The sequence below is a fragment of the Hymenobacter arizonensis genome (genome assembly GCF_900115775.1).
Classification (GTDB): Bacteria; Bacteroidota; Bacteroidia; order Cytophagales; family Hymenobacteraceae; genus Hymenobacter; species Hymenobacter arizonensis.
In genome coordinates this window covers 855,759-880,808 of the sequence record NZ_FOXS01000001.1, presented here as the reverse complement: position 1 = coordinate 880,808, position 25,050 = coordinate 855,759, and the positions used below count along the sequence as shown (strand labels likewise).

Below are 25,050 nucleotides of genomic sequence, written 5' to 3'. Positions count from 1 at the left end.
TTTTCTGTGGAAATTATTCCCGCAATCGACCTTGTCAAGGGGCAGTGCGTCCGCCTGAGTGCTGGCGACTTCTCGCGCCAAACCACTTATGACGCCGACCCCGTGGCCGTGGCCCAGCGGTTTGCCGATGCCGGTATCCGGCGCCTGCATTTGGTAGATTTGGATGGGGCCCGGGCCGGCCGGCCGGTTAATTTGGGGATTCTAGAGTCCATTGCCCGCCAAACCAACCTTGACATTGACGCAGGCGGCGGCATACAAACTGTCGAAGCATTAACCCAGGTGCTCAATGCCGGGGCAGCGCACGTCACGGCCGGAAGCCTAGCCGTGCGGGAGCCTGCTACGGTAGGGGCTTGGCTGGCCAAGTACGGTCCCGAGACTATTTTCCTGGGCGCTGATTTTAAAGACAAGCATATCATGATAAATGCTTGGGCCGACGCCAGTACGCTCACCCTCGCCAACTTTATTACCGATTACCTGCAAGCCGGAGGCACGACGTTCATTTGTACCGACGTAAGCAAAGACGGGCTACTGCAGGGGCCGTCGTTGGCTATTTACAAAACCCTGGTGCAGCAGTTCCCGACGGCCAAGTTCATTGCCAGTGGGGGCGTCACGACCATTGCTGATGTCGAAGCGCTGGCTGAAGCCGGCATGCACGGGGCCATTATTGGCAAGGCCATCTACGAAGGCACCATTTCGTTGCCCGAGCTTAAGCCATTTATATAGCCTAGTGTAAATGCCACTGCCTGCAATGGCTATAAGAACATTGCCGGTGGTGCGAAGCGCTTGAGGAACTTTTGCCAACACGCGACGACCTGTCGTCCCCAAAATCCAACTAATCCGTCAAATCCGATAAATCCGTGGTCAAGAAAAGACTTATTCCCTGCCTCGACGTTCGCGATGGTCGCACGGTGAAAGGCATTCAGTTCGAAGGCCTGCGCGATGCCGGCGACCCCATTGCCCTGGCCGCGCGCTACGCCCGCGAAGGCGCCGATGAGCTGGTGTTTCTGGACATTACCGCCACCAACCAGCGCCGCCAGCCCCTCACCGAGCTGGTGCGCGATGTGGCCCGGGTGCTGGACATTCCGTTTACCGTGGGCGGCGGCATCAGCACCGTGGCCGATGTGGAAGCGCTGCTGCTGAGCGGCGCAGATAAGGTTTCCATCAACTCCGCTGCCCTTGCCCGCCCGGAGCTGATTCGCGACCTGGCCCGGCGTTTTGGCTCGCAGTGTGTGGTGGTGGCCGTGGACGCGCGGTTGGTCGACAACGAGTGGCAGGTCATGACCCGTGCTGGCACCGTTGCTACCGGGCGCGAGGCCGTGGCCTGGTGCCGCGAAGCCGCCGAACTGGGCGCGGGCGAGCTACTGCTCACGTCCATGAGCCACGACGGCACCAAGTCGGGCTTTGCCCTGGAGCTGACTCGCGCGGTGAGCGATGCCGTGCCCGTGCCCGTAATCGCTTCGGGTGGCGCGGGGCAGCCCTCCGACTTTACCGCCGTGTTTCAGGCCGGCGGGGCGGATGCCGCCTTGGCGGCCAGCATTTTCCACTTCAACGAAACGGCTTTGCCCGCACTCAAGCAATACCTGCACGCCGAAGGAATTCCCGTCCGGTTGTAGCTCTTATCAGCTTGTTGCTGAGCCAAGTTGAAACTCGCCGGTCAATCAATTTTGCCCGCTTGCCCTAATATTCCCTCGCCATGACTCCTGCTTTTTCTGTTGCCACCGAGCTGCGTTTCGACCCGGCTACCGGCCTTCTACCCGCCATTATTCAGGACGCTGATACCGGACAGGTGCTCATGCTGGGCTACATGAATGCCGAAGCCTGGGACCTAACCCAACGGGATGGCCGGGTCACGTTTTTCTCACGCTCTAAAAACAGGCTCTGGGTTAAGGGCGAAAGCAGCGGGAACTTCCTGACGGTACGCAGCGTGCACGTCGACTGTGACGCTGACACGCTTCTCATCCGGGCCACGCCGGCCGGGCCCACCTGCCACCGCGGTACCGTGAGCTGCTTTGAGCAGCCGGAGCAGGCGCATGCCCCGGCCGCGCCCATTGGCTTTCTTGCCGATTTGGAGCGCCTGATTGTGGAGCGGCACCAGTTTCCTGAGCGCGCGCCTACTTCGTACACCGTTTCCTTGTTCAAGAAAGGCATGCCCAAAATTGCCCAGAAAGTGGGAGAGGAGGCCGTAGAAACAGTGATTGATGCAGTGGGCGGCAACCGGGAGGGACTGCCGGGCGAAGTAGCTGATTTGCTTTACCACTTATTGGTGCTGCTTGTTGCGGCCGGCGTGCCAATGTCGGAAGTAATTGACGTGCTGCAGGAACGTCATCGCTTGCCCAACACCCGTCACCTGACCGAGGGCAAGTAAGCAGAAGCTCAGCAGGCTTTAAGCGCCAGCTTCTGCCCAATCTATTCCTTGCCGCAGCCAGGCCTGGGTGGCCGCTTCGGGCGAGCCGGGGAGCGGCTGTTGGTCGTAGTGCCAGGCCGCCAGCGGGGGCAAGCTCATGAGAATGGACTTGGTGCGGCCCCCGGTTTCGAGGCCGAAGTGAGTGCCGCGGTGTAGCGCACATTCATGTTCGAAAGGGCACCATTGGGCTTTCCGGGTGCTACACCACGCTCAAGCCCGTGGCATAGTAGGCGGGGGCGGGCATGAGCAACTGCCGGGCGGCGGCCTCGCTCATCTGGCCCCAAACGGCAGAGTAGATGACACCCCCTTTCTCCAGCACTGCTCCTTGGTTGATTACGCGGGTGCGGCCGCCGCCACGGCCGGCGTGCGTCCAGGCATCTTCCTTAAAGCGGCCCTGGCCATCGGCCTGTTCCAGTTCGTGGCAAAGCCAATCCTGGAAGCGGCGCATCCAGGCCGTAACGGTGGCGCCGGTCGTGTTTTCGGAGATGGCGGAGGCAGGTACGCTGAGCAGCAGGGGCAGAGAGTGAATGGTAAACGACAAAACAGCGCAGCAGACAGGCAATGACTACCCAGCGACCTGCCATGGAGCAGGTTGGGAACCGGGCAAATCAGGAAAAGAAGCGAGGCCGCTGGGTGTATTAATCAGAGGATGGGCGTTAGCCCCGGGGCCATTGGAGCTGAAACTCGGACAGCTTTTGCTCGTGGTTCCGGTGCTCATCCGATGACTCCTGAGCGGGCACTACTAGCACGGGAACCGGGCTAGTGCTAATAACCTGAGCCGTTACGCTGCGATGAAAAAGCTGCCCGAAATAGCTCCGACGACGAGCCGGGAGCACCACCAAGTCGGCCTTCATATCGGCAGCAGCGTTGAGGATGCCCTGGGCCGGATTGGCATGCTGGTAGCCGCGCAGGCGGGCCTTGGGCAGGTTGGTGAGCAGGCCGCTGTGTTCTACTACGCGCAGGGCGCTGGTGCACCCCCGGTCATCTTCCACCGGCGACACGTGCAGCACAGTGGGTTCGACTTCGCGGTTGCCGAGCAGGTGACGGACACAGCCAGCCGACTCGGTCAGCATAAACTCCTCGCAGTCGGCCGCAATGAGCAGGCGTTTGGGCAAGGCCGGGGCCCCACTGCCGGCCGGAACAATCAGCACGGGGAACTGGCTGGCGCGCAGCAGCTGCAGGGCCGATGCGTTGATGCTGTCCGAGTATTCCGAACCGGGGGTTGGGCGACCGAGCACGAAAAGAGCGGGCTGATAGCGCTTGGCAAGGTCTTCCACCACATCGGGCTGCAAGTCGGGGGCCTGCTCGACTACGGTAGCAGCCCGCAGTTGCTGTGCCAGCTGCATGAGCTGGGCGCCGGTTGCCTCTTCTTCGGCTACCGTGGGTTGGCGTCGGGCTGCCCCCGGAAAAAGGTAAGGGTTCATGTGAAAAGCCCGGTCTACGTGCAGCAGCACGAGGTCGTAGCCAAGGGTGCTGGCCAGAGCATCGGCATAACTCACAGCCTGTTGCGCAGCCGGGTAGAAGTTCGTGAGGACGATGAGCGTCAGTTTCATGGCGGGAATTTGAGGAGGAAGAATGAGTAACAAGAGGTGAAGTAAGGGCTTTACGGGCTCTTGCCTTTTGTCACTCAACTACCTGGGTGTGGTTATCAACCTCGACCACGCCGCAAACGCGCCGGGCGATGTCGGTGGCCCGGGCGCGCGCAGAAGCGGAAGTAACGCGGCCCGAAAGGTGTGCCCGGCCGTTGCGCACACTCACCGAAAGGCGGCATTGGGCCAGTACGGCATCGCTGGCCAAGGCGGCGGCCATACGCTGGTGCAGCTCGGCATCGCTGATGCCCAGCGGGCGAATGCTGATTTTGTTGACTACGTTTTGCACCCCCTGCACGGCCAGGGCCATTTCTGCGGCTTTTTCCTGCGATTGTAAGGTGTCGGTGGAGCCTACCAGCTCTACCGTGCCGTTGTGGCAAACCACGCGGCTCAGGTTGCTGCAAACGCCTTTTTTGAGCAGCAGGAGTTCTACAGCCGCGGTCAGGTCGGCATCGGCGCAGCGAAGGGGAGCGGCAAAGGTTTCTTTATGGATAGAATCGGGGTAATTGACGTGGGGTCTCATAGCAGCATAGCATTAAAAGTTGGGTTTGGATACCACCGGCTTTGGCCGGAGTGGGTAGTATGAAAATACAACTTATTACTTTAATAATAGGGCGAGCCCAATCGGCTCGCGTTGTTTATTAGAGCACTGCAAAATTGCTGATACTGTCCCTGTCTGCGCCTTGACGCCCCTCATGCGCCCGTATGATTTTTGTCATTTCGGCATTCAGGCCGGCACTGCAAGCGCGGGGCGTATTGAGCCGCCAAAAGTGGTATTGGTAAAACTAGTTGCCGATTCTTTGACTTACGGCGCTCCTAATCCCAGACCATACTCCATCTGCACCACTACGCCGGAGTTTCTGTATGAAGCCATAAGTTTTCCCTGCCTACTGCGGAAAAATATGCCCGATTTACGCCCCGGCATCCAGAGCGAAGCCGATATCAAATCCGTGGTCGATACCTTTTACGAGAAGGTCAATCTTTTACGAGAAGGTCAATGCCGACCATTTGCTTGCGCCGGTGTTCAACAACTTCGCGCACGTCGACTGGCCCGCGCATCTACCGCGCCTGTACAATTTCTGGAGCGGAATTTTGTTGCACACCTCGCGCTATCACGGGTGGCCCATTTCCAAGCATATACACTACGACATAGCTATTGGCACGGCGCCCGAATCCTAAAGCCGAAACTTAAGAGAGTTTTACAAGGCTGGCAGTATAGAACTCAATACTAAGCACATCTGCTTACTGCAGCCTGAACGCTTACGCAAAGCCAATTGCTAAAAAAGGGCCCCCATCACAACTCTGGTGATGGGGGCCCTTTTTGTAACTATTCACATCTATCCAAAATTGAAAGAGGGTATTAGCTCTTTAGCTGACGCTTTATTTTTTGGAGCAAGGCAATGGCAATGGCAATATCATCCTCGTCGACAATCGTTAGGGTGGTATTAACGCCAGGGCCACTCATTTGAAGTTGATAAGTCATTACATTACTTGACAGGTTTTCTATGGGGGGTGATGTTTGCAGAACCGGTGCAACTGCAGGTGCTTGCACCGAGCTATGAAGTTGTTCGGGTCTCACCGCAGGTTCAGGTTGATTTCTTACCTCTCGCGGGGCCTCAGGGTTAATCTGTTCAGACGAATCGTGCAACCCAAACAGACTCGCTATTGCGTCGTGGCTGTTGTGCCTGGGTAATGCTGAGGCCGTCGGTTTCACATTAACTTGGGATGTAACGGGTGTTGCTTCATTTTCTAAAGCTGCCATTTCTTCACCAAATTGCTCTTGGGTGTCCAAATCGCTCATTCCTGAAGTTCCGTTGTGTTCAGGCCGCTGAGCTTCTGAATTCTGAAAGCCAGAACTACGGAATGTATTTACATTGGGAGCGGGGCTTGCCAATTCGCGCCGAGGGTTGGGTCGATTGGCGAGAGCATCAATATCGGCTACTATGTTCCGCTCATCCAAGAGCCCAACCATTCGACACCCTTCAATAAAGGCTTTGGCGACACCCTGTGCATTTATTTCCTCCACTCCAAATTCCCGAATCAGCATCACGTCGAGCATCTGCACCGGCAGTTCTCGTGACCGAAACTTACGGCAAATTTGAGTAAACAGGGGTGGAGTCAAAAACGCTTCCCGGTGAAATATGAGCTCCTCCTGTTTGTCGTAGGCGTGTTTGATTCTTTTAAAAAGAGTAGTGGTCGTAAGCAAGTCTCTTTTGCTTGTGAGCAAACCAAACTTCACTGCTGAACCTATAATCGCTTTAAACGACCCACTGACCTTACGATTCAGTTTTCTGGCTGCAGTTTCGATGGCACATTTTCCTCCTGTGTCATCTACTATCTCACTGAGTTCCCAAGCCCCTGCATAAGTCGTTCTGGGATAGTCTATAAGTTTCGGCATGTTGTCAGTACAAGATTATTCCACTCGCAACACAGCTTTACGAGGGCACAGAATTGAAGTTACAAATAAAGTACATAAAAGCACATCGGCGTAGATAATTATGTACTTTTTAGTGCTTATACAGATTAACGCGAAACTTCAATACTGCTTTTATACTCACAGATTTTGTTTTACAACAAGTAGTATACTGTTGAATTGGGTGGACATTATGGCATAAGAAGATTATTAGTATTAGGGGGAAACTTAAGCAGCAAAAGAGTCTTTTGTTGCTTAAGCTAAGTTTGGTTCTGTGTGATATGTTGGTGATGATGAAACTCTTAATAATGAATATGCTCTTGGCACAAATCATGCATCAATATTGGATTGCATTTAAGACTCATGCTATATTAAGTACAAATTAGTATATAAAGTGCTCCAATTTTTGTACTTTTTTTTATCGATTTAAGAGAATCTCTTGCCCCTAAGTAGTACAATAGGGTAGAGGCAAGCTTAAGGAATACGACTATCTAAGTTTGGCAGAAGACTGAAGTGTATAAAAAAGAAGAAATTAACTTTTTATAACCCAGCGCAACGGCTGAAAGAGCCCAGACAAACGTCGCGTGCAAAAGGTGGAGCAGGCGTTCGATTGCAATGACCAAAACTCAGAGCGTCCAATTCGCATCGAGGTTAGGCTGAGAATGTAACAGACCGATGCTCTATAACACAGCCGGCACGTTTAACGCATTCATGTTTATACAAGCAATGGGGCAAGAAGTCTTTGCTGCGAATCAACTGAGCTATGGGATGACCGACAAGGTGCACTGTGGAACCATACGCAATAAGTGCAGGCGTTGAGTTGACAACTCTATGTGGCCTGTATTGACAAGTACCAACTGCCGCGTTGTTACCATAGCCCAACGCTGGCTGGTAGATAGAACAATGAAGTGGCTTAATTGCTTTCACCGGCTGGCATTCACTTATAGGCGCCTAACTAGTTGTGATGCCGCTTAGCTGCTGATTCCGAATTTAGCTATGACGCATCAATTCGCTGATGTTTACTAGAACCCAACCATATTCATATTGCCATTTTGAGATTTGGCATTATCAAAGTGATGTCTTAGCCAGTAGATAACAAATTCAAGAGCTCCAGATAACCTAATTCAATTTGTCTTATAATTTATATTATGTTAAGTAGTCTGTTGGGAATGTGCGTATCCATAAAAAAAGCCCACCCACAGCGTGGATGGGCTCTCCCCTTCAGACTTGATTATGGATGTTATTTAGTCAGGGACTTTAACTTGGCGTTCAAACGCTCCGAATCAGCATTGCGACCAAGGCGGAAGTAAACCTTCTGCAGCGACGTAAGCGTGTTCCGGTCATCGGGCTGCAACTGCAGAGCCTTTTCGAAGTAAGGAACTGAAGCTTCAAAATATTTCTTGCCTTCAGCCTCAAACTTCTTACCCGAAACCTGGTAGGTCTTCAAGTCCATCTTGCTGGCTTTGGTATATGAATCTGCCGCCCGGTTGTAATTGTAGACGCCCAAGTTAAACTGAGCATCAAAGTTATTTGGGTCGAGTTCTACAGCTTTGCGATAATCAGCCAAAGCCAAATCGCTCTTCTTTTGCTGGTCGTACATCGAACCGCGAACAGCGTACAGGTTCGAATTGCTGGGGTCTGCCTCAATAGCTTTATTGATTTTGCCCAGCGCTTCTTCACCACGGCCACTAGCCAGCGCTACATTTAAGTCTTCAAGCATGAACGCCTTATTGTTTGGGTAAGCAGCCAATGCTTGTTTTAACACCTTAGCAGCTTCAGCATTGTCGTTCTGCAGTTTAGCCATTTGCAACAAACGGGTATACAGCGTCACAGACTTGTAATTCATGCCCAGCAACTGGTCGTAGCTAGCTTTTGCGCCCGCATAATCCTGCTTGGCTTCCGAGGCGTAAGCAGAATAAAGCACAGCTGTCGTGTCCTGAGGCTTAATGGTCGAAGCTAACTTATAGCTGGCAATGGCCTTGTCATACTCCTTGGCGTTGTAGCTAGCCACTGCTTCGTTGAAAGCAGCACCGTAAAGGTTATCCATTTTGGCAACCGCCTGCTTGCCAAACTCGCCGGTTTTGCTGTCAAGCTCAATGGCCTTGTTGTACGACTCAAAAGCCTTCTGCAAACCTTCACCCGGCTGCAGCTGCTTGCCATAGATTGGGCTTTCCATCATGCCCTGATAAATTTCGCCCCGAGTGTACCAGGTTTTGGCCTTGCCACTCGTCTTATCGTTCACGATGGCTTTGTCAATATCGGTGCGGGCTTTGTCGAGCAGACCCGAACGCTGGTTTAGAATGGCATTGGTGACGGCCGCGTTTTGCGCCAAAACCACCGAAGGCAGGCCAGCGACTAGCACGGTGGCTGCGGCAATCGTCAAAAAAGTCTTCTTCATAAAATCGGGAATGTGCCTTCATCAGACAGTTACAGCGCTCGATTGAGGCCCTAACTTATCCAACTCCGACGAGAAAGAGTGAAAAATGGTAAGCAAAGTTGGTAAAATTCAAGTGCAAAAACGAAGGTATCTGCGCTTGAGTTCGCCAAAAATAAACGGGGCGGCCCAAATGGACCGCCCCGCTCCTATTCAGCAATTATGCCAAATCTTCGACATCGGCGTCGTCATCGGCTTCAACATCGTCATCATCCAGGCTTAAGGCCTGAGTGTCAGATGCAATTCCGTTAGCCTCCGCTAGCTCATCACCCTCGGCAGCAACTACCAAAGAGGAGTCAAGTTCAGCTTCCTCTTTATCCTCGGCTGCCACTTTGGCTACGGAAGAAATTTCGTCGTTGCCACCAATTTTAATCAGGCGAACGCCCTGGGTAGCCCTGCCAATGGTACGCAGGTCACTCATGCGCAGACGGATGGTGATACCTGACTTATTGATAATCATCAAGTCATCGGTATCGTTCACGTCTTTGATGGCCACTAGGTTGCCAGTCTTGTCCGTGAGCTTCATGGCCCGTACACCTTTGCCGCCACGGTTGGTCACGCGGTACTCGTCGAGCGGGCTGCGCTTGCCGTATCCGTTGTCGCTAACCACCAGCAACTCCTGCGAAGGGTCTGACACGCAAACCATGCCCACGACACGGTCGCCGGGAGTATCTGACAACGAGATGCCACGCACCCCAGCCGCCGAGCGGCCCATGGAACGAACCTTCGACTCGTTGAAGCGGACGGCCCGACCAGAACGCAGCGCCAACACCACTTCAGAGTTAGGCGCGAGCAGCTGCACGTCCAAAATGCGGTCGCCTTCGTTAATGGTGATGGCATTAATGCCCGCAGTACGAGGCCGCGAGTACGCTTCCAGAGGCGTTTTTTTCACGGTGCCCTGCTCGGTGCAGAACATCAGGAAGGTATTCTCCAGGTAGTCCGGGTCTTTCAGGCCGCGCACGTTGAGTACCGAACGCACCTTGTCTTCACGCGGAATTTCAATGAGGTTTTGGATAGGCAAACCTTTGGTGGCCTTCCCTCCTTCCGGTACTTCGTACACTTTGAGCCAGAATACCCGACCCAATTCCGTGAAGAACAGCAGGTACTCGTGCGTGGTGGCCACGAACAAGTGCTCCGTAAAGTCGTCTTTCTTGGATATGGCACCGCGCGAACCAGCGCCACCGCGCCCTTGGGCACGGTACTCGTCAAGGTTGGTGCGCTTGATGTAGCCTTCGCGGCTGATAGTGATAACCATTGCCTCGTCGGCAATCATGTCTTCGGTCGAGAAGTCGCCACCAACGTAGTTGATTTCAGTGCGACGGGCATCGCCGTAGCGCTCCCGAATGTCTTCGAGCTCCGTTTTGATGATGCCCCGCTGCAACACGTCCGACGCCAACACGGCGTTGAGGTGGTCAATCAGGCGCATCAGGTCTTCGTACTCGGCTACAATCTTGTCGCGCTCGAGGCCAGTGAGGCGCTGCAGGCGCATGTCAAGAATGGCGCGGGCCTGCACTTCGCTCAAGGCGAAACGCGAGATGAGCTGCCCACGGGCCACTTCAGGGTCACGCGAGCCCCGGATGAGGGCAATAACCTCATCGAGGTGGTCGAGCGCAATAAGCAAGCCCTCCAGGATGTGCGCGCGCTTCTGAGCTTCAGCCAGCTCGTATTTGGTACGGCGAATGATAACCTCGGCCCGATGCTCTACAAAGTACTGAATGAGCTGCTGCAGGTTCAGCGTCATGGGGCGGCCTTTTACCAGGCACACGTTGTTGACGCCGAAGGAGCTTTGCAGCTGGGTGTACTTGTACAGGTTGTTGAGCACCACGCTAGGCATGGCATCGCGCTTCAGGTCGTAAACGATGCGCATGCCGTCACGGTCCGACTCATCGCGCATGTCCGAGATGCCCTCAATCTTCTTGTCGTTGATGAGCACAGCCGTCTTTTCAATCATCGACGCCTTGTTCACCATGTAGGGAATTTCGGTGACGACGATTTGCTCCTTGCCCGTTTTGCTGGTTTCGAACGTGGCTTTGGCCCGCATTACCACCCGGCCGCGGCCCGTATGAAACGCCTGCTTCACGCCCTCGTAGCCGTAGATGATGCCACCGGTCGGGAAGTCCGGCGCCGTCACGTACTGCATCAGCTCGTCGACAGTGATGTCGGGGTTGTCGAGGTAAGCAATGATGCCGTTGACGACTTCCGTGAGGTTGTGTGGCGCCATGTTGGTGGCCATGCCCACGGCAATGCCCGACGTGCCGTTCACCAACAGGTTGGGGAACTTGGCAGGCATCACGCTGGGCTCTTCCAGCGAGTCGTCGAAGTTGGGCTGAAAGTCAACGGTGTCCTTGTCCAGGTCGTTGAGCATTTCGTCGGCCAGGCGCTTGAGACGAGCCTCGGTATAACGCATGGCAGCCGGCGAGTCGCCATCGACCGAGCCAAAGTTACCCTGGCCATCGACCAACGGATAGCGCAGGCTCCAGTCCTGGGCCATGCGCACCATGGTGTCGTACACGGAAGTATCGCCGTGTGGGTGGTATTTACCCAGCACTTCGCCCACAATACGGGCTGATTTTTTATACGATTTGTTGTAGCCTACGCCCAGCTCGCTCATGCCGTAGAGCACCCGGCGGTGCACCGGTTTCAGGCCGTCGCGAACATCGGGCAAGGCCCGGGAGATAATAACCGACATCGAGTAGTCGATGTATGCGCCCCGCATCTCGTCTTCGATGTTTATCGGAATGATTTTTTCGCCTTCCGCCATTTAGGGGGTTGATAGGCGGCTTTTAAATACCCAAATAAGGGGGATTTTAGCCGCAGGGTGAATGGTTCTTTATACGCGTGCGAAGTTACAACAAAAAGGCCGCAACGGCAAGCGCTGCGGCCTTTTTTGGGGTCATGAAACCGTTCTGGTTATACCATTAAAGATGGGGCATGAAATCAGCCTTATTTGACGCTTGGCGCAGCTATATTTATGTATGCCACACCCCTACGCCAAACGCGAAATCCCACACTGCCTTTACCACAACATAAGTGTGGCGTAACCGGACCGCAAGGCTTACTTCAACGACTTGCTTTTGTCGTTGGTGTGCGTGCCCGACTTCGGGTTATACGTTTTGATTTTCTCGCCGATAGATGGATTCTGCTTTTTAAACAGCGGTTGGCCTCGGTACTTGTTGCCGCTGTGCAAGTGCACTTTGCGCACATGGCACGTTTCAATGGGGCAAGTGCGGCAGCTGGTAACTGCCAACAGCAGTACACACGGAATCAGGCGGAGGAGCAACTTCATGGCACAAAGGTAACGGGTGTGACTAGCGACGAGCCCACTACAGGGGCCGGGGCCTCCCCTTTTTTAGTCCACACCATCCCACTCAGCCAAGAAACGGGCCACGTAGGTTTCCATAAAACGGTGCCGTTCTTCGGCTACTTGCCGCGCTCCCTCGGTGTTAAGCCGGTCTTTAAGGTGCAGCAGCTTCTCATAGAAATGGTTGAGCGTAGGCGCGGCGTTTTTCTGATAGCTGGCGAAGCTGTCATGCGCCACTGGCGCCACAGCCGGGTCGTGCAGCGGCCGGCCCTTATGCCCACCATAGGCGAAAGCCCGGGCAATGCCGATGGCGCCAATGGCATCTAGCCGGTCGGCATCCTGTACTAACGCAGCTTCTATAGAAGTAACCGGCGTGGCCACCCCCAAGCCCTTGAAGGACACTTCCCGGATAACGGTTTCCACGCGAGCTATTAACGTTTCGTCGGCGCCCAGGCTACGGAGCCATTCGCGGGCGGCGCGGGGGCCGGCCTCGTAGTCACCGTCGTGAAACTTCCAGTCGGCAATGTCATGCAGCAACGCGGCTAACTCCGTTACCTCAGCATCGGCTTCGGCGGCTCCGACGGCTAACCGGCGGGCCATTAACCACACCCGACGAATATGAGCCCAGTCGTGGCCACTGCCCTCGTCGGCGAATTTCTGTTCAATAAACTGAGCGGTGGCGGTGATAAAATTCACGGTGATGAGGGGTGTTGATGGGTGGCATGCCCGTAGGCAGAGATGTAAGCGGCACGCGAATACAAGCAGCGTGCCCTGGCCAAAAAGAAGCGGCAGCTACCCAAGGTAACGGCCGCCTCCTAGGTGTGCAAAAGTAGCCTAACGCTGCACTTGCTTCAAAAGTCCCTTATTTTCCTGCGTTACAACGGAGTTCACCGCTTAAGTTTTAGGACTTCCGAGCCGGCCAGCAGATAGGCGCCAGTGCCATACACCTCCCAGCTCTCGGCCGAAAAGTCGCGGCGAGGGTCGGCGCCAATGGGCTGCACCCAGCCCACGCGCCCCTCAGGTGATACCACTTTGCTCAGGGCCACCCAGGCTTTTTGCACGGCGGGCAGGTAGGTGGCCCGGTCCAGCAAGCCTGCGTTGATGCCCCAGGCCAAGGCATAGGTATCGAACCCTGAGCCCGAAGTTTCCCCGCCCGGATACGCGGCCGGGTCGAGCAGGCTGGAACGCCACAGGCCGTCGGGCTGCTGCAGTTGTACGAGGCGAGCACTCATTTCCCGGAGCGTCCGGACATAGAACTCCCGAGTGGGGTGGTCTTTGGGCAATTCCTGGAGCACCTGCACGAGGCCACCCATCACCCACCCGTTGCCCCGGCTCCAGAAGATGCGTTGCCCGTTGCTCTCCTTTTTGCCCGCACCCGACTCGCTGGGCAAATAGGCTGCATCCCGTGCAAACAAGTGCTCCTCGGGACTATACAAGCGCCGGTAGGTTTGCTGGTACAGCGTGTCACTCAGCACGAGGTAGGCTGGCTGTTTTTCTATCTGGCTCAGCTTTGCCAGCACGGGCGGGCCCATGAAAAGCGCATCGCACCACCACCATGCAATGCCGTTGTGCTGCACTTCCGGGCCGGGCTCGGTGCGGAATTTCTCCACCACGGCCAGCGTCGGGGCCACCATGCGCCGGTCCTTTATTAGACGGTACAGGTTGAGATAAGTCTGGCAGATAACCAGGTCGTCGGCGTGGTCGTAGCGCGGGCCCGGGCGCCACTGGGTGCGTTCGCCCATGGCCAGCATCGAATCCAGGACCCACGGCGATTTGGTGGCTTGGTAGGCCGCAAACACCCCGGAGTAGAAAGCGCCGTTGGTCCAGTCGGTGGCTTTGTGCTTGGGGTGCGCCAGCTGCCATTTGGTGGCAAGGAGAAGTTGCTGCTTTATGTACTTGGGTTTGAAAAAGGCTTTATCAGGCCCGCTTAGCACCTGCGCCTGACTGGTTGAACTGTGGCCGAGGGCCAGCAGCAGGCCGCACGCAAATGGACGAAAGAGGCAAAAAGAAAGTGCTGGCATGAGCAAGGCAAGGGGAATAGGCAGAACTTTGGGGCACACAGAACACCACAACCCTACGTGGCAAAGTAGCGGGCTGAAGATGCAATAGTAGGCTTTAAGCTGTTAAGGCCAAATTCATTTTAAGCCTTGCTTTAAACGCCAAATGCCCACAGCCAGCAAACAGGAAAACTCTTTCGCGACATCTACCCTTGCCGTTACATTTGAATCAGGCATTCAAATCAGTCCTTCATGGAACAGCAATACTCAAGCAGAAGCAGGCGGCTATTGGCGGTATTGCTGTTCAGTGGCGGTGCCACATTGATACCTGGTGCTGTCCATGCGCAGGAAGCTTTAGGACTGGGTTGGGCGCGCAACAACGTGAACGGGGCCGTATTCCGCAAAAACTCAGTGGTGACGCACCGAAACGAACAATACACAGCGTATTATGACTCAGTCGGGTACGTGATGCTGGCCAAGCGCCACTTGCCGACAGGCCCTTGGCAGGTGCAGCGTACGCGCTACCAAGGCAAAGTGCGCGATGCACACAACGTCATCAGCCTGGCAGTGGACGGCGCGGGCTATGTGCACCTTGCTTTCGACCACCACGGCAGCCCCTTGCGCTATGCCCGCGGCGTGCAGGCGGGTTCCCTAGAACTCACGGACCAATTGCCCATGACCGGTCAGCAGGAGAAAAACGTGACCTACCCCGAGTTTCACCGCTTCCCCAACGGCGACCTGCTATTTATGTATCGTGACGGCAGTTCTGGCAATGGCAACCTAGTGCTCAACCGCTACCACCCCCAAACCAAACAATGGGCCCGCCTACACTCGGTGCTGATTGACGGCGAGGGCCAACGCAACGCCTATTGGCAGGCCTGCATCGATGCCCAGGGCACCATCCACGTGTCGTGGGTGTGGCGAGAGTCGCCCGACGTGGCCTCCAACCACGATATGGCCTATGCCCGCTCGCTCGACGGCGGTACCACCTGGCAAAAAAGCACCGGCGAAAAGTACGCCTTGCCCATTACCATGCAAACGGCTGAGTACGCCTGCCGCATACCCCAGCGCAGCGAGCTAATCAACCAAACGTCCATCACCGCTGATGCGGCGGGCACGCCCTACATTGCCTCCTACTGGCGCCCGGCCGGTGCCCAGGTGCCGCAGTACCAACTCATCTACCTAGCCGGCCAGCGGTGGCAAACAGCCCAGGTCAGCCAACGCACCACGCCCTTCAGCCTGAGCGGAGCAGGCACCAAGCGAATACCGATAGCCAGACCTCAGGTACTGGTGAGGCAACAGCGCGGCCGGTCAACCCTTTACCTGTTGTTCCGCGACGCCGAGCGCGGAGACCGGGCCTCAGTAGCGCAATGCGCAGACTTAACCCAAAACAAATGGCAGGTAACCGACCTCACTCCTGGCACCGTGGGAAGCTGGGAACCCAGCTACGACCCCGAGCGCTGGCAGCGTGACGGCATCCTTAGCCTTTTTGTGCAACGCACGGGGCAGGGCGACGGCGAAACGCTGGAGCAGTTGGCTGCGCAGCCAGTGTACATACTGGAGTGGAAGCCAAAAGCCATTTCGAAGCACAAAAGCCAGCGGCTAGCCACTGGCAGCAGCGAACATTAGGTAGTATTCCCCCCTTAATCCAGCACGTGCTGCAGCTACTGAAAAGTGCTATTGCTTTTTGAACAGCAACAGAGGTACATACAAGCATTGTTAATTCCATACACTCTTTATTGTAGTCACAGTTTTGATAAAAAAACTGTGTATCACAATTACGCTTCTTACAAAAATCAAGTGTAATTTGAAAAATAGTTAAAAAAGGAATGTGGTAAATCGAGCAAGATTCACTTTCTTCGCTTACTGATATTTACTACACCCATAATGTCCAATTACTTTTTTTATTCAATTTCAATACTGTTGGCTCTGCTTGGCCGACCTCAATCAGCAGCGGCTTGCGTACAGGACACCGCCAGCATTGCAGTATTAGATACAACCTGGCAATTCAAGCCAACTAAACCAATAACGGAGTCCCAACCCTTTTACAAAAACAAGCTGTTTTGTGCGTCGATTGTACCGGCCATCCTCATCACGTATGGGGCCAGCACCATCAACAGCCACGGTATTTACAGCTCTTATGCCGCGCGGGCAGATGTACAGCGCACTTTCAACACCACCCGCACCCGAATTGACGACTACCTTCAGTTTGCTCCTTACCTTGAAATTGGCGCTGTGCTGGTGGCAGGAGTCAACTCGCGTGACGACCGACTGAACCTTGGCCTAGTGGTGCTAAAGAGTGAGCTAATTATGCTCTCATCGGTTTACCTGGTGAAAACCCTGACCGGTTTGGAACGCCCCGATGAGTCGGCCCGCAACTCCTTCCCCTCGGGGCATACAGCGCAAGCATTCTTAGCCGCCACCATTGTGCACACCGAATTTCGCGACAAAAGCCAGTGGTACGGCGTGGGCGCCTACGCCATGGCCTCCACGGTGGGTGTTTGCCGCATGATAAACAACAAGCACTGGCAGAGCGACGTGGTAGCTGGCGCCGGCTTTGGCATCCTGTCGGCTCACCTGGCCTACCTCTCCCACCGCAGCCGCTGGGGCCGCAAGCCCATTGGCCGCGACGTGGGCGTGTTGCCCCTGTGGAGCCCCGCCGGCGGCACTGGCCTGAGCCTGACCTGGCAGCCTAAGTAACCAGTTTTACTGCTAAGCCAAGAGTAGCCTCTAGCCCTCTACAGGCAGCGCCACTTTCTTGGCGTTTAGGGTGGCGCCAGCGCTTGCGGCAACTACCAATGCCACCGCCAACCATTGCGTGGGCAACAGGTGCTCACCCAGGAACAGCAGCCCGCACAAGGCTGCCAGCACCGGCCCCAAGCTCATCAGAATGCTGAAGGTGCGCCCGGGCAGCTTGCGCAGCGCGTTCATCTCCAAGCTAAACGGGATTGCGCTCGACAACAGTGCCAACAGCAGACCCGATGCAAATAAGCCCGGAGTGAGCTGACTCAGCCCGCCCCCGACTAGGGTAAACGGCAGCACGGTTAGGGTAGCAAAAACCATCCCGGTAGCCACCGCTCCACTTCCCGGCAGCACCTGCGACACGCGCCCGCCTAGCACAATGTAGCCCGCCCAGCAGGCACCGGCCAGCAGCGCCAGCAAAGCCCCAAGCATGTCCAGCCCCTGCCCATTCCAGGGAGCAATGAGGCCAATGCCCCCGGCGGCCAGCACTACCCACAGAAAATCAAGCGCGCGCCGTGAGCTACTCACCGCAAGCAGCAGCGGGCCCACAAACTCCAGCGTGACGCATAGCCCGAGTGGAACGCGCGCCAAGGCAAGGTAAAACAGCACATTCATGGCACCCAAGGTCATGCCATACGGCACCACAGCCCGCCACTGAGCGCCTGACATTGCGGCAATTCTCGGCCGGAACGCCAGCAGCAGCATCACCGCGGATAAGCCAATCCGTAAGCTAGCCGCCCCGGTGGGTCCCACCGCTGGAAACAAGCCCTTGGCCATGGCAGCGCCGGCCTGTACGCTCAGCGAGGCCAGTAGCACTGACGGGACCGGAGGCAACGCGCCCAGGCGAAATTTGCTCATAAGAGAGGCCCGCACAGGCCGGCTAAAGATTGTCCGTAACGAAACAGACCCCAAAAAATCGCCACCGTTACCGGCACTGCGACTTTTGGGGTCTGTAATTCCTAAAGAGCCTCCTGCCGGAAGATAAGCGCAGCAGGTTACTGCTGAAATCTGCTTAACCATTACCGTGAACACAGGGCCTCTAAAAAAAGAATACTAAGAATAGGCAAACTTAAGCAGTGTTTCACCCCGGAACAGGCACACTTGGAGAATTGGTGCCTAATTGGCATCTCGCTTCTTTAAAGCTATAAAGGCCGCCTGGGCAGCCACGTGTCGTTCCGCGGGGCGTGACATGAGGTAGTGCCGAGTAGTGTTAATGCCGGCGTGGCCCACGGATTCCTAGATGCTGACGATGTCAATGCAGCCTTTGTACGATAGGGGCTCGAAGGTGTAGCGCGCCGTGTTGCAGGAGAGCGTCTTCCACAGCGGGAAACTGGATTGGATACGCTGCAGGCCGATGCACCACACCACGGTCACCAGGCACTTCAAGCCCGCGGCCCGAGCAATTATCTTAATTCATGCGTTCATGGAACGGTCCAGTCCGGCCGAGTTTAGAAGGCCCGGGTTATTCCACTCCCATATAGCTGCTGATTCAGCCGTTTATCCTGGCCGTAGACGTCTTCATAAAAGCGAAGCCGGCCACCCACTACCGCGCAGGTGGCGTAGCGCACGTGCAGTGCCACCGGCCGCTTCAGAAAGAAGTGGCGGGGCCGGGGCTCCATTTCGCACTGGGCTTCAGTAGGTAAGTTGGCGCGGGCAGCGTCGGGGCCCAGCAGGTAGGTGGCCAGCTGCACGGGGTGCTGCAGCTGCAGGCAGCTGCGGCCCAGGGCCCGGTAAGCCTGCTCAAACCGCTGAGGGTCGGGCCCGTCGTTGAGGTACACGCCGTAGGGGTTGGCAAAGGGGAAAATGACGTTGCCGAGCAGATTGCCGCAGCCCGGGCTTTGGCGGATGGTATAGGGAAAGTTCTGCGCCGTTACGGCCGACCAGTCCACGTCCGCGCCGCGCAACTCGTGGCCGTGGGCGTCGAAGAGGCGGTAATTGTTATCGGCCAGGAAGTCGTGCTCGGAGGGTGTGTGGGCACTGGCATGCAGGTACGGCAGTATCTGCCCAGTGGCAATGCGGCGCGGAACCCGCCACTCCGGGGCGATGGTGAAGGAGGTGAGCCGGCTGCTGAGCGTGGGCGTGGGATTGGCGGGCCGGCCAATGACCAGGCGGTGCGTTTGCAGCACCCGGCCGTGGCGCACCACTTCCAGCTGGTAGGCTGGCAGGTTCACCAGCACGTAGTCGGCGTCGGGGATAGCCTCCCAACGCCAGCGCTCCAGCGTCACGGCCATTTGCCGGGCCCGGCGGCTACGTTGCGCGGCATCAACTCCCACGGGGTGCCGGCGCCACCGGGCCAGGGCCTGCTGCAGCTGCTGGTACTCCCGCTGCTGGGGCTGGCACTGCAACAGGGCCTGGGCAAAGTCCGGCGCCGCCAATGCGCGCGCCAGCCAGGCCGCCGGGGCAAACGGCACCCCGGCTTTTTCGAGCGGAGAGGGCGTAAAGGCCCGCAGCCGCCCCCGACGCAGGTGCACCGCAAACGTAAGCAGCCCATCGGTGAGCAGCACGTCATACCGGGCCAGCTGCGCCGTCTGGCGCACCACTGCCTGCGGCTGGGTTAGCGAGTCGGCCACGGCCTGCAGCGCCCCCACATGGTAGAGGCTGGGGAGCAGCCCAAAGTCTTCGGCGCGGGCGAGCAATGCCAGGGCCGCGCGAGCCGACTGGGACGGTTGTTGGGCCACACTCCAGGCTGGGACGTAAGCCCGACGACGGTAAAACATCCGGCTCTGCTGGCTCTGGGCCAATGGCGAAACCTTCGCCAGCGTATCGGCCAGCAGGGCACGAATGCGTTCGGTCGCTGCCGCGGGGACAACCTGAGCGGGGACGGAAGCCGAAATCGGGCCGGCATCGGGGCCGGCTGCCGACAGCGACAGCAGGGCGAAAGTGAGCAGGACAAATGGGAGTTGCATTGTCGGCGAGAAAAACAAACTAGATTTAGGAGAAGAGGGGCGCAACAGGGCGGGCGCGTTCGGCTGCCATTCTGGCCAAGGCGACCAGCGCCGGGCCAGCTGCAGGCCGCCGTAGGCGTAGGCGTAGCCGTTTTGGCTCAGGCCCGGCACCGCGGAGATGCCCGTGCCGGGCAGCTTTTGGTAGAAATGGAGCACGACCACGCCGGTGGCGGCGCCCACCGCGCAGCCGATGAGCGAGCCGGTAAAGTCCTGGGCGGGGGCATTCGCAGCATCGTAGCCGGAGCTGACGCGGTGCAGGCGCGGTACCACCAGGCCCACCGTGGCACTCAAGGCGTACCCTACCACGTTGTCGGTGAGAAAGTGCTTGCCGGCCCGGATACGGAAGTCAGCCATCACGGCCGGTACGGCAGCCGTGGTGCACATCGTTTCCAGGTAGAGGCCAGCCACCTGGCCATAGCGGCCGTGCACCTGGGGGCGAAAGCCAGCAGGGCCGGCACCAGCGCCACGGTGCCGTAGTACAGCGCGTCGCTGGTTGACTGCGCCGTTTCGCTGTAGTAGCCGGCGGAGAAGCGGTCGATGGCGGAGATGTTTTCACGTTTCAGGGCCGCCAGGTTGGCTTCGCTGGCTACGTGCTTGTGCCGCACCAGCGTGAGCCCCGTGACGCTCAGGGCGGCTAGGCCCATCGTGATGGGCGCTTCCTTCCACTGCAAACCGGGTGCCGTAGGGCGAAGGGGCCTGCTGGGCGTATGCAGCGGTGCCGCCGGCCAGTCCCCATCCCCAAACCAGCACAACGGCTAAAAAACACTTCATGTACCAAGAGAATAAGGCAGTGGTGCGGCGCCCGAGGAGTTACATACGCCACCAGCAAGAGTCAGCTGATGACCTTGCCCAAAACTGGAATTACTCGCCCGGCTCATGGCGCTCATCGGCCACGAATTGCCCGAAAGGCAGCCGCTTGGGCCGGGCCGCCGTGTTTGCGTCCAACTCGACGGCACCGGCCGAGCTGGGCACACTGCAGTCGATGATGGAGTCAATCAAATCCTGGGCTTCCACCCTGGTTGCAAACTCGACGCGCAGGTCAGCTTCGGCCCGCGTGGCTCGGATGCTTACCGCTGGCATGTGGCCTGGTGCTTCCACTAGCTCCAGGCTCACAATGTGGTCCACGTTGAGGTGGGGCGAATTTTTCTCATTGCCAAAGGATACAAACGACATGGTACTGGGAGCAAAATGATGAAAGAAATAAGGCGCCTTAGCAGCTGAAAACTGGGCCCATTGCTGCTCCTCACCGCCACGCCGTGAAGCCGCCGGTTCCTCAGCCACTCAGGGCCGGGCAGCTAGTTATCGAAGAGCTAAAAACCGAGGCAAGTTCCGGCGAAAGGCTGCGCATCGCCCTGCCGTACGTCGTGTTTTTCCCTGATTTATGTCATGCTGCCGGTGAGCCGGGGGCGGTAATCTTGCGGGGCAAACGCCCGATGACCTACGGCCTCGCCCAGGCCGGCAAGGTCAACCATCTGCTTTGTTAACTCGTGCTCATGCATCCCGCCCGATACAAAACGGCACTTTTGAGCACGGCAGCCTTGGTTTTGAGTAACCTGCGGGCCGGTTTGTTCAAGTGTTTTAACGCTTTAGCGGGGCTCCTCGCGCCTGGGCAACCTGACAAAAGTCATGGATGGCAGCCGGCATTGTCATGGCAGGGCCACGGGGCGGGGCGGACTTTTGCCCCAAGCATCCCTCCTCTCCGCCCCAACCGCCATGACTGCCCACACCCAAAGCCAGCTTGAAGCCCTTAATGCCTGCATTGCCGCCTGCGAGCACTGCGTCACCGCCTGCCTGCAAGAGCCAGACGTGCAAATGATGGCCCGCTGCATCACGCTTGCCCGCGACTGCGCCGACGTGTGCGCCCTCACCGCTCGCCTCGTGGCCCGCGGCTCGGCCCACGCCGCCAGCCTGCTGAAGGCTTGCGCCGAAACCTGCCAGGCCTGCGCCGAAGAGTGCGCCAAGCACGAGCACCGCCACTGCCAGGAGTGCGTCGAGGCCTGCCGCCGCTGCGCTTAATCCCACTGGTCGGCCGCTTTCCAACGAACCAACGCAATAGCGCCCCGAAAGGCGCTGCCTCGCCCCAACCCCTTCCAACCACCTGGGCGTGCTGCAGGCTACCCCAAGCATCAACCGCGAAGTGCCCGCCAGCCATGAACTCCCCGTCTAGCCCGGCGGGGCGCGGTCAGCCCCACGCCGCCCCCGCCGAAGCTTGCTCCACTTGGCCCCTAAGCGCCGACACCCGGCAGAATGCGCAGGAAGCAGACGCCAGCATGGCGCGGGAGGGCGAGTGTGAATACGCGCCAACGAGTTTCACAAGTCCTGCTTTGCCCGCTGCTAAAAGCAAGTATTTCCTGCCTTAACCAACGCTCGGCCTCACTGGCTGCCACCTTTTCCACCTTTACTTTTCTTGCCATGAGGCCCTCCCTTGTTGTCCTGACCGACTTTTTCGCCGTCACCAACCGCGCCCTCTCCTACGCGGCCGGGCTGGCCGTGCCGCTTAACGCGCAGCTGGTGCTGCTACACGCGCGCTACGACGGCCTGCCCGTGCCGGAGGGATTCGGCGACCGCCACAGCCCGCAGGGCGAGTGGAAAACCGACCAGGCCCTGCTGCGCCTCGCCGCCGGGCAAACCGTGCCCACGGAAGTAGAGGTGGCGCCCGCCTTCCTGCCCGAGGCCGTGAACGAGGCTGTGCGCCGGCACCATCCGCTGTTTCTGGTGCTGGCCCGCCCCCATGCCGACCCCGACGACACCGAGCAGCTGGCCAGCGTGGTGATGGACTTGCTGCGCCACGCGCCCCACCCGCTGCTGCTGGTGCCGGCCGCGGGCTGGGACGCCTTCCCGCCGCGACGCCTGCTGCTGGCCGTTGACGGGGCTCCCTTCACCTTCAACGACCAGGACCACCAGGAGGTGCTCAGCCGGCTGCTGTTCGCCACCAAGGCCACCCTCGACGTGGTGCACGTGACTGACGACGAGCAGGCCCGACCCGACAAGGACGCCGTGTTGGAAACCGTGCGGGACAACGACCTGGTCAGCCTCTTCGCCGAAAGCCAGTTGCACGAAGTGTACAGCCCGACGGTGGCGGGCGGCGTGCTCGAAGAAGCGGCCCGCCAGGAAGCCGATATGCTGGTGGTAGTAGTACGCCGCCACACCTTGTTTGGCAGTCTGTTTCACCGCAGTGTCACGGCCCAGCTCATCCAGGAAAGCGCTATTCCCGTCCTGCTGCTGCCAGCCGAAGACTAAGCAGGCGCCAGGGTTGTCTGTTGATTTCACCTACCTTTTTTCTCTCCTCCGCTATGAAACCATCCATTGTCGTGCTGGTCAATCAGTCAGAAACGGCGGAGCACGCGGCGCACTACGCAGCCGCGCTAGGTGCCCCGCTGCACGCGCACGTGGCCTTGCTGCACTTGCACCACGACCCCATGCTGCTGGCCCCCGACTCAGCCCTGGTGACGGCGGCCCAAACCGACCGCAGCTACGCCGAGGTGGCCGCCGACATGGCGGCGCTGGCGCAGGAGCTGCCAGGCGCTGCCGAAGCCACGGTATCGGTATTGCCCATGGCGGAAGCGGTGGCTGAAGCCGTGCTCCGGCACCAGCCGCTGCTGCTGGCCATGGGCCTGAGCCCTGAGCACGATGTGCTGGACCACCTGCTGCGCAACCACGTGCTGCCGGTGCTCCGGGCAACGCACCTGCCGCTGCTGCTGGTACCCCAAGCAGCTGCCCGGCCGGCCGCACCGCGCCGCGTGTTGCTGGCCCTGGATGCCGAGCTATATACCCTTAGCACGGCGAGCCGGGAGCTGGCGCCGCTGCTGGCCGCCTGGCAAGCTGCTTACACGGTTACGCACGTGATGCTCGACGAGAAGTCGGCCTACCAGCGGCGGCGCATGGCCATGGCCGATGTGCGGGCCAGCGGCCTGCTGCCGCCCGATGCGCCGCTCTGGGTGTACCAGGAGCGGGACGTCGCGCCCGCCGCCGGCATTCTCCAAGCCCTGGCCGACACCCAGGCCGACCTGCTGGTGCTGATAGCGCGGCCCCGCAGCTTCCTGAAGGGGCTGTTTCACCGCAGCGTGACGACCCAGCTACTGGAGCGCTGCCCGGTGCCGGTGCTGGTGCTGCCCGTGGCGGCCGCCGCAGAGCCCGTCGCCTTGTCGCGTCCCATTACCGATGCGGCCAGCTGGACCGCCGGCGCTTTGGCGGGCCTGAGCCCGGCGAACTAAACCCAGCGCTGAGTTTGCCTGATTCCTATTTTTCATCTGGGTGCTAAACAACCCGATTTATTACTTCGCCATGATAACTCCCGTCCTTATGTTCTCGGTTCTGCTGGTAACTGCGTTGGCTTTATTCAGTTCCTACTCGCGCGCCACGCGCTTTCAGCCGCCGCTCAGCCGGTAAATCCACCCGAAACTGCACCCATCCCCAGCTTTCGTTGCCGTAACCGCACCTTCGCCCTCCATCTAACTGCTACCCTGTTGCAGCACCCGGCTCGACCAACCCCACCCCTGCCGGCTCAGGCTGCTGCCCGCGACGAGCGCCGCTTTCTGGCCGGCCCCACTACCCGCCGGCGCGAGTTGCGCTTTCTGTGGACGGTGTTGCGCGAGTTCATGGGCGGGTTTCGGGTGCTCCACTTCGTGGGACCGTGCGTCACGGTGTTCGGCTCGGCGCGGGTAACCGAAGACTCGCCCTTTTACGCCCTGGCCCGGCAGCTAGGCACGGGCCTGAGCCGGCAGGGCTTCACGGTGCTCACCGGCGGCGGGCCCGGCATCATGGAAGCGGCCAACCGCGGCGCCCAAGAGGCCGGCGGGCCGTCCATCGGCTGCAACATCGTGCTGCCCACCGAACAGCACCCCAACCCTTACCTGGACCGCTGGCTGACCTGCCGGTATTTCTTTGTGCGCAAGGTGCTGCTGGTGAAATACTCCTACGCCTTCGTGATTATGCCTGGGGGCCTGGGCACGCTCGACGAGCTGTTTGAAGCCCTCACCCTCATCCAAAGCAAAAAGATTCTGGACTTCCCCGTGGTAGTGGTGGGCCGCGAATATTGGGAGTCGCTGACGGCGCTACTGGCCGACATGCAGCGCCACGGCATGGTGGACACCGCCGACTTGCAGCTGCTCACTTACACCGACTCGGTGGAGGAAGCGCTGGCCCACATCGAGCGGCACGCCGTGGTCAAGTACCGGTTGGCGGCGAAGCGCCCGCCGCGGCGCTGGTGGTGGCTGGGGGAGTAA

General features: G+C 58.3%; 26 protein-coding genes and 1 pseudogene. 12 read left to right on the top strand and 15 right to left on the bottom strand.

Translation table 11 applies throughout. The features are described from left to right. Positions 1 to 6: 6 nt before the first annotated feature. From hisA to hisIE, 3 genes are all read left to right on the top strand, one after another. The gene (gene hisA / locus BMZ66_RS03740) at positions 7 to 723 is read left to right on the top strand and encodes a 1-(5-phosphoribosyl)-5-[(5-phosphoribosylamino)methylideneamino]imidazole-4-carboxamide isomerase (RefSeq protein WP_092669087.1); all 717 of its coding nucleotides are present in this window, start codon (positions 7 to 9) and stop codon (positions 721 to 723) included. 134 nt (positions 724 to 857) lie between these two features. Further along, complete coding sequence (hisF, locus tag BMZ66_RS03735) at positions 858 to 1,613, top strand: imidazole glycerol phosphate synthase subunit HisF (RefSeq protein ID WP_092669085.1); 756 nt, start codon at positions 858 to 860, stop codon at positions 1,611 to 1,613. 80 nt (positions 1,614 to 1,693) lie between these two features. Continuing rightward, on the top strand, positions 1,694 to 2,365 hold the full coding sequence (gene hisIE / locus BMZ66_RS03730) for a bifunctional phosphoribosyl-AMP cyclohydrolase/phosphoribosyl-ATP diphosphatase HisIE (protein ID WP_092669083.1): 672 nt from the start codon (positions 1,694 to 1,696) through the stop codon (positions 2,363 to 2,365). An 18-nt stretch (positions 2,366 to 2,383) separates the two neighbouring features. Here the strand turns inward: hisIE and BMZ66_RS26405 are convergent. From BMZ66_RS26405 to BMZ66_RS03715, 4 genes and pseudogenes are all read right to left on the bottom strand, one after another. Continuing rightward, positions 2,384 to 2,551, bottom strand: a pseudogene (locus BMZ66_RS26405) (coproporphyrinogen III oxidase); the annotation flags it as partial. Between the two features lie 52 nt (positions 2,552 to 2,603). Then, on the bottom strand, positions 2,604 to 2,945 hold the full coding sequence (locus BMZ66_RS26400) for a coproporphyrinogen III oxidase (RefSeq protein WP_369407579.1): 342 nt from the start codon (positions 2,943 to 2,945) through the stop codon (positions 2,604 to 2,606). Positions 2,946 to 3,060: 115 nt separating this feature from the next. Continuing rightward, on the bottom strand, positions 3,061 to 3,957 hold the full coding sequence (locus BMZ66_RS03720) for a universal stress protein (protein WP_092669081.1): 897 nt from the start codon (positions 3,955 to 3,957) through the stop codon (positions 3,061 to 3,063). 70 nt (positions 3,958 to 4,027) lie between these two features. After that, on the bottom strand, positions 4,028 to 4,516 hold the full coding sequence (locus BMZ66_RS03715; protein WP_092669079.1) for a BON domain-containing protein: 489 nt from the start codon (positions 4,514 to 4,516) through the stop codon (positions 4,028 to 4,030). 160 nt (positions 4,517 to 4,676) lie between these two features. Here BMZ66_RS03715 and BMZ66_RS25030 point away from each other — a divergent pair, with 160 nt between their 5' ends. Beyond that, complete coding sequence (locus tag BMZ66_RS25030; protein ID WP_143080043.1) at positions 4,677 to 5,225, top strand: hypothetical protein; 549 nt, start codon at positions 4,677 to 4,679, stop codon at positions 5,223 to 5,225. 128 nt (positions 5,226 to 5,353) lie between these two features. On the opposite strand, the gene BMZ66_RS03710 is transcribed toward BMZ66_RS25030, so the two are convergent. The 6 genes from BMZ66_RS03710 to BMZ66_RS03685 all read right to left on the bottom strand — a co-directional run bounded on the left by BMZ66_RS03710 (position 5,354) and on the right by BMZ66_RS03685 (position 14,162). Continuing rightward, complete coding sequence (locus BMZ66_RS03710; protein ID WP_092669077.1) at positions 5,354 to 6,391, bottom strand: hypothetical protein; 1,038 nt, start codon at positions 6,389 to 6,391, stop codon at positions 5,354 to 5,356. A gap of 1,255 nt (positions 6,392 to 7,646) precedes the next feature. Next, a complete protein-coding gene (locus tag BMZ66_RS03705; RefSeq protein ID WP_092669075.1) occupies positions 7,647 to 8,804 on the bottom strand; it encodes a tetratricopeptide repeat protein in 1,158 nt (385 codons plus the stop codon). 196 nt (positions 8,805 to 9,000) lie between these two features. After that, positions 9,001 to 11,601, bottom strand: a complete 2,601-nt coding sequence (gene gyrA, locus BMZ66_RS03700; RefSeq protein ID WP_092669073.1) for a DNA gyrase subunit A — start codon at positions 11,599 to 11,601, stop codon at positions 9,001 to 9,003. A gap of 294 nt (positions 11,602 to 11,895) precedes the next feature. Further along, entirely contained in the window at positions 11,896 to 12,126 is a 231-nt protein-coding gene (locus tag BMZ66_RS03695; RefSeq protein ID WP_092669071.1) for a hypothetical protein, read from the bottom strand. Positions 12,127 to 12,189: 63 nt separating this feature from the next. After that, entirely contained in the window at positions 12,190 to 12,837 is a 648-nt protein-coding gene (locus BMZ66_RS03690; RefSeq protein ID WP_234794963.1) for an HD domain-containing protein, read from the bottom strand. Positions 12,838 to 13,028: 191 nt separating this feature from the next. Continuing rightward, on the bottom strand, positions 13,029 to 14,162 hold the full coding sequence (locus BMZ66_RS03685) for a glycoside hydrolase family 88/105 protein (protein WP_092669069.1): 1,134 nt from the start codon (positions 14,160 to 14,162) through the stop codon (positions 13,029 to 13,031). Between the two features lie 297 nt (positions 14,163 to 14,459). On the opposite strand from BMZ66_RS03685, the gene BMZ66_RS03680 reads away from it, so the two are divergent. After that, positions 14,460 to 15,767 (top strand): BNR repeat-containing protein, encoded by a 1,308-nt coding sequence (locus BMZ66_RS03680; protein WP_214606946.1) that lies wholly within the window; start codon positions 14,460 to 14,462, stop codon positions 15,765 to 15,767. Positions 15,768 to 16,061: 294 nt separating this feature from the next. Further along, positions 16,062 to 16,838, top strand: a complete 777-nt coding sequence (locus BMZ66_RS03675) for a phosphatase PAP2 family protein (RefSeq protein WP_177204584.1) — start codon at positions 16,062 to 16,064, stop codon at positions 16,836 to 16,838. 30 nt (positions 16,839 to 16,868) lie between these two features. Here BMZ66_RS03675 and BMZ66_RS03670 read toward each other — a convergent pair whose 3' ends face one another. The 5 genes from BMZ66_RS03670 to BMZ66_RS03655 all read right to left on the bottom strand — a co-directional run bounded on the left by BMZ66_RS03670 (position 16,869) and on the right by BMZ66_RS03655 (position 20,998). Beyond that, positions 16,869 to 17,738: an EamA family transporter gene (locus BMZ66_RS03670; protein WP_092669063.1), complete on the bottom strand. Its 870-nt coding sequence runs from the start codon at positions 17,736 to 17,738 to the stop codon at positions 16,869 to 16,871. 378 nt (positions 17,739 to 18,116) lie between these two features. After that, positions 18,117 to 18,266, bottom strand: a complete 150-nt coding sequence (locus BMZ66_RS25475) for a hypothetical protein (RefSeq protein ID WP_177204583.1) — start codon at positions 18,264 to 18,266, stop codon at positions 18,117 to 18,119. Between the two features lie 62 nt (positions 18,267 to 18,328). Further along, positions 18,329 to 20,209: a L,D-transpeptidase scaffold domain-containing protein gene (locus tag BMZ66_RS03665; RefSeq protein WP_092669061.1), complete on the bottom strand. Its 1,881-nt coding sequence runs from the start codon at positions 20,207 to 20,209 to the stop codon at positions 18,329 to 18,331. Continuing rightward, positions 20,179 to 20,496: a hypothetical protein gene (locus BMZ66_RS03660; RefSeq protein WP_092669059.1), complete on the bottom strand. Its 318-nt coding sequence runs from the start codon at positions 20,494 to 20,496 to the stop codon at positions 20,179 to 20,181. Before BMZ66_RS03660 ends, BMZ66_RS03665 begins: the two co-directional genes overlap by 31 nt. Positions 20,497 to 20,686: 190 nt before the next feature. After that, the gene (locus BMZ66_RS03655; RefSeq protein ID WP_092669057.1) at positions 20,687 to 20,998 is read right to left on the bottom strand and encodes a hypothetical protein; all 312 of its coding nucleotides are present in this window, start codon (positions 20,996 to 20,998) and stop codon (positions 20,687 to 20,689) included. Between the two features lie 83 nt (positions 20,999 to 21,081). Between BMZ66_RS03655 and BMZ66_RS03650 the strand changes: the two genes are divergently transcribed. The 6 genes from BMZ66_RS03650 to BMZ66_RS03630 all read left to right on the top strand — a co-directional run bounded on the left by BMZ66_RS03650 (position 21,082) and on the right by BMZ66_RS03630 (position 25,050). After that, positions 21,082 to 21,309, top strand: a complete 228-nt coding sequence (locus BMZ66_RS03650; RefSeq protein WP_092669055.1) for a hypothetical protein — start codon at positions 21,082 to 21,084, stop codon at positions 21,307 to 21,309. A gap of 229 nt (positions 21,310 to 21,538) precedes the next feature. Further along, positions 21,539 to 21,841 (top strand): four-helix bundle copper-binding protein, encoded by a 303-nt coding sequence (locus BMZ66_RS03645; RefSeq protein WP_092669053.1) that lies wholly within the window; start codon positions 21,539 to 21,541, stop codon positions 21,839 to 21,841. Between the two features lie 134 nt (positions 21,842 to 21,975). Beyond that, a complete protein-coding gene (locus BMZ66_RS25470) occupies positions 21,976 to 22,185 on the top strand; it encodes a hypothetical protein (protein ID WP_177204582.1) in 210 nt (69 codons plus the stop codon). Between the two features lie 52 nt (positions 22,186 to 22,237). Continuing rightward, positions 22,238 to 23,065, top strand: coding sequence for a universal stress protein (locus tag BMZ66_RS03640; protein ID WP_177204581.1), 828 nt, complete (start codon positions 22,238 to 22,240; stop codon positions 23,063 to 23,065). A gap of 53 nt (positions 23,066 to 23,118) precedes the next feature. Then, positions 23,119 to 24,039, top strand: coding sequence for a universal stress protein (locus BMZ66_RS03635; RefSeq protein WP_092669049.1), 921 nt, complete (start codon positions 23,119 to 23,121; stop codon positions 24,037 to 24,039). A gap of 252 nt (positions 24,040 to 24,291) precedes the next feature. Continuing rightward, a complete protein-coding gene (locus BMZ66_RS03630) occupies positions 24,292 to 25,050 on the top strand; it encodes an LOG family protein (RefSeq protein WP_234794962.1) in 759 nt (252 codons plus the stop codon).

Excerpts from the sequence above, each read along its gene's own strand:
- hisIE (WP_092669083.1), top strand. The coding sequence starts at position 1,694 with ATGACTCCTGCTTTTTCTGTTGCCACCGAGCTGCGTTTCGACCCGGCT.
- BMZ66_RS03720 (WP_092669081.1), bottom strand. The coding sequence starts at position 3,957 with ATGAAACTGACGCTCATCGTCCTCACGAACTTCTACCCGGCTGCGCAA.
- BMZ66_RS03715 (WP_092669079.1), bottom strand. The coding sequence starts at position 4,516 with ATGAGACCCCACGTCAATTACCCCGATTCTATCCATAAAGAAACCTTT.
- BMZ66_RS03710 (WP_092669077.1), bottom strand. The coding sequence starts at position 6,391 with ATGCCGAAACTTATAGACTATCCCAGAACGACTTATGCAGGGGCTTGG.
- BMZ66_RS03705 (WP_092669075.1), bottom strand. The coding sequence starts at position 8,804 with ATGAAGAAGACTTTTTTGACGATTGCCGCAGCCACCGTGCTAGTCGCT.
- gyrA (WP_092669073.1), bottom strand. The coding sequence starts at position 11,601 with ATGGCGGAAGGCGAAAAAATCATTCCGATAAACATCGAAGACGAGATG.
- BMZ66_RS03695 (WP_092669071.1), bottom strand. The coding sequence starts at position 12,126 with ATGAAGTTGCTCCTCCGCCTGATTCCGTGTGTACTGCTGTTGGCAGTT.
- BMZ66_RS03685 (WP_092669069.1), bottom strand. The coding sequence starts at position 14,162 with ATGCCAGCACTTTCTTTTTGCCTCTTTCGTCCATTTGCGTGCGGCCTG.
- BMZ66_RS03670 (WP_092669063.1), bottom strand. The coding sequence starts at position 17,738 with ATGAGCAAATTTCGCCTGGGCGCGTTGCCTCCGGTCCCGTCAGTGCTA.
- BMZ66_RS03665 (WP_092669061.1), bottom strand. The coding sequence starts at position 20,209 with ATGTGCACCACGGCTGCCGTACCGGCCGTGATGGCTGACTTCCGTATC.
- BMZ66_RS03655 (WP_092669057.1), bottom strand. The coding sequence starts at position 20,998 with ATGTCGTTTGTATCCTTTGGCAATGAGAAAAATTCGCCCCACCTCAAC.
- BMZ66_RS03645 (WP_092669053.1), top strand. The coding sequence starts at position 21,539 with ATGACTGCCCACACCCAAAGCCAGCTTGAAGCCCTTAATGCCTGCATT.
- BMZ66_RS25470 (WP_177204582.1), top strand. The coding sequence starts at position 21,976 with ATGAACTCCCCGTCTAGCCCGGCGGGGCGCGGTCAGCCCCACGCCGCC.
- BMZ66_RS03640 (WP_177204581.1), top strand. The coding sequence starts at position 22,238 with ATGAGGCCCTCCCTTGTTGTCCTGACCGACTTTTTCGCCGTCACCAAC.
- BMZ66_RS03635 (WP_092669049.1), top strand. The coding sequence starts at position 23,119 with ATGAAACCATCCATTGTCGTGCTGGTCAATCAGTCAGAAACGGCGGAG.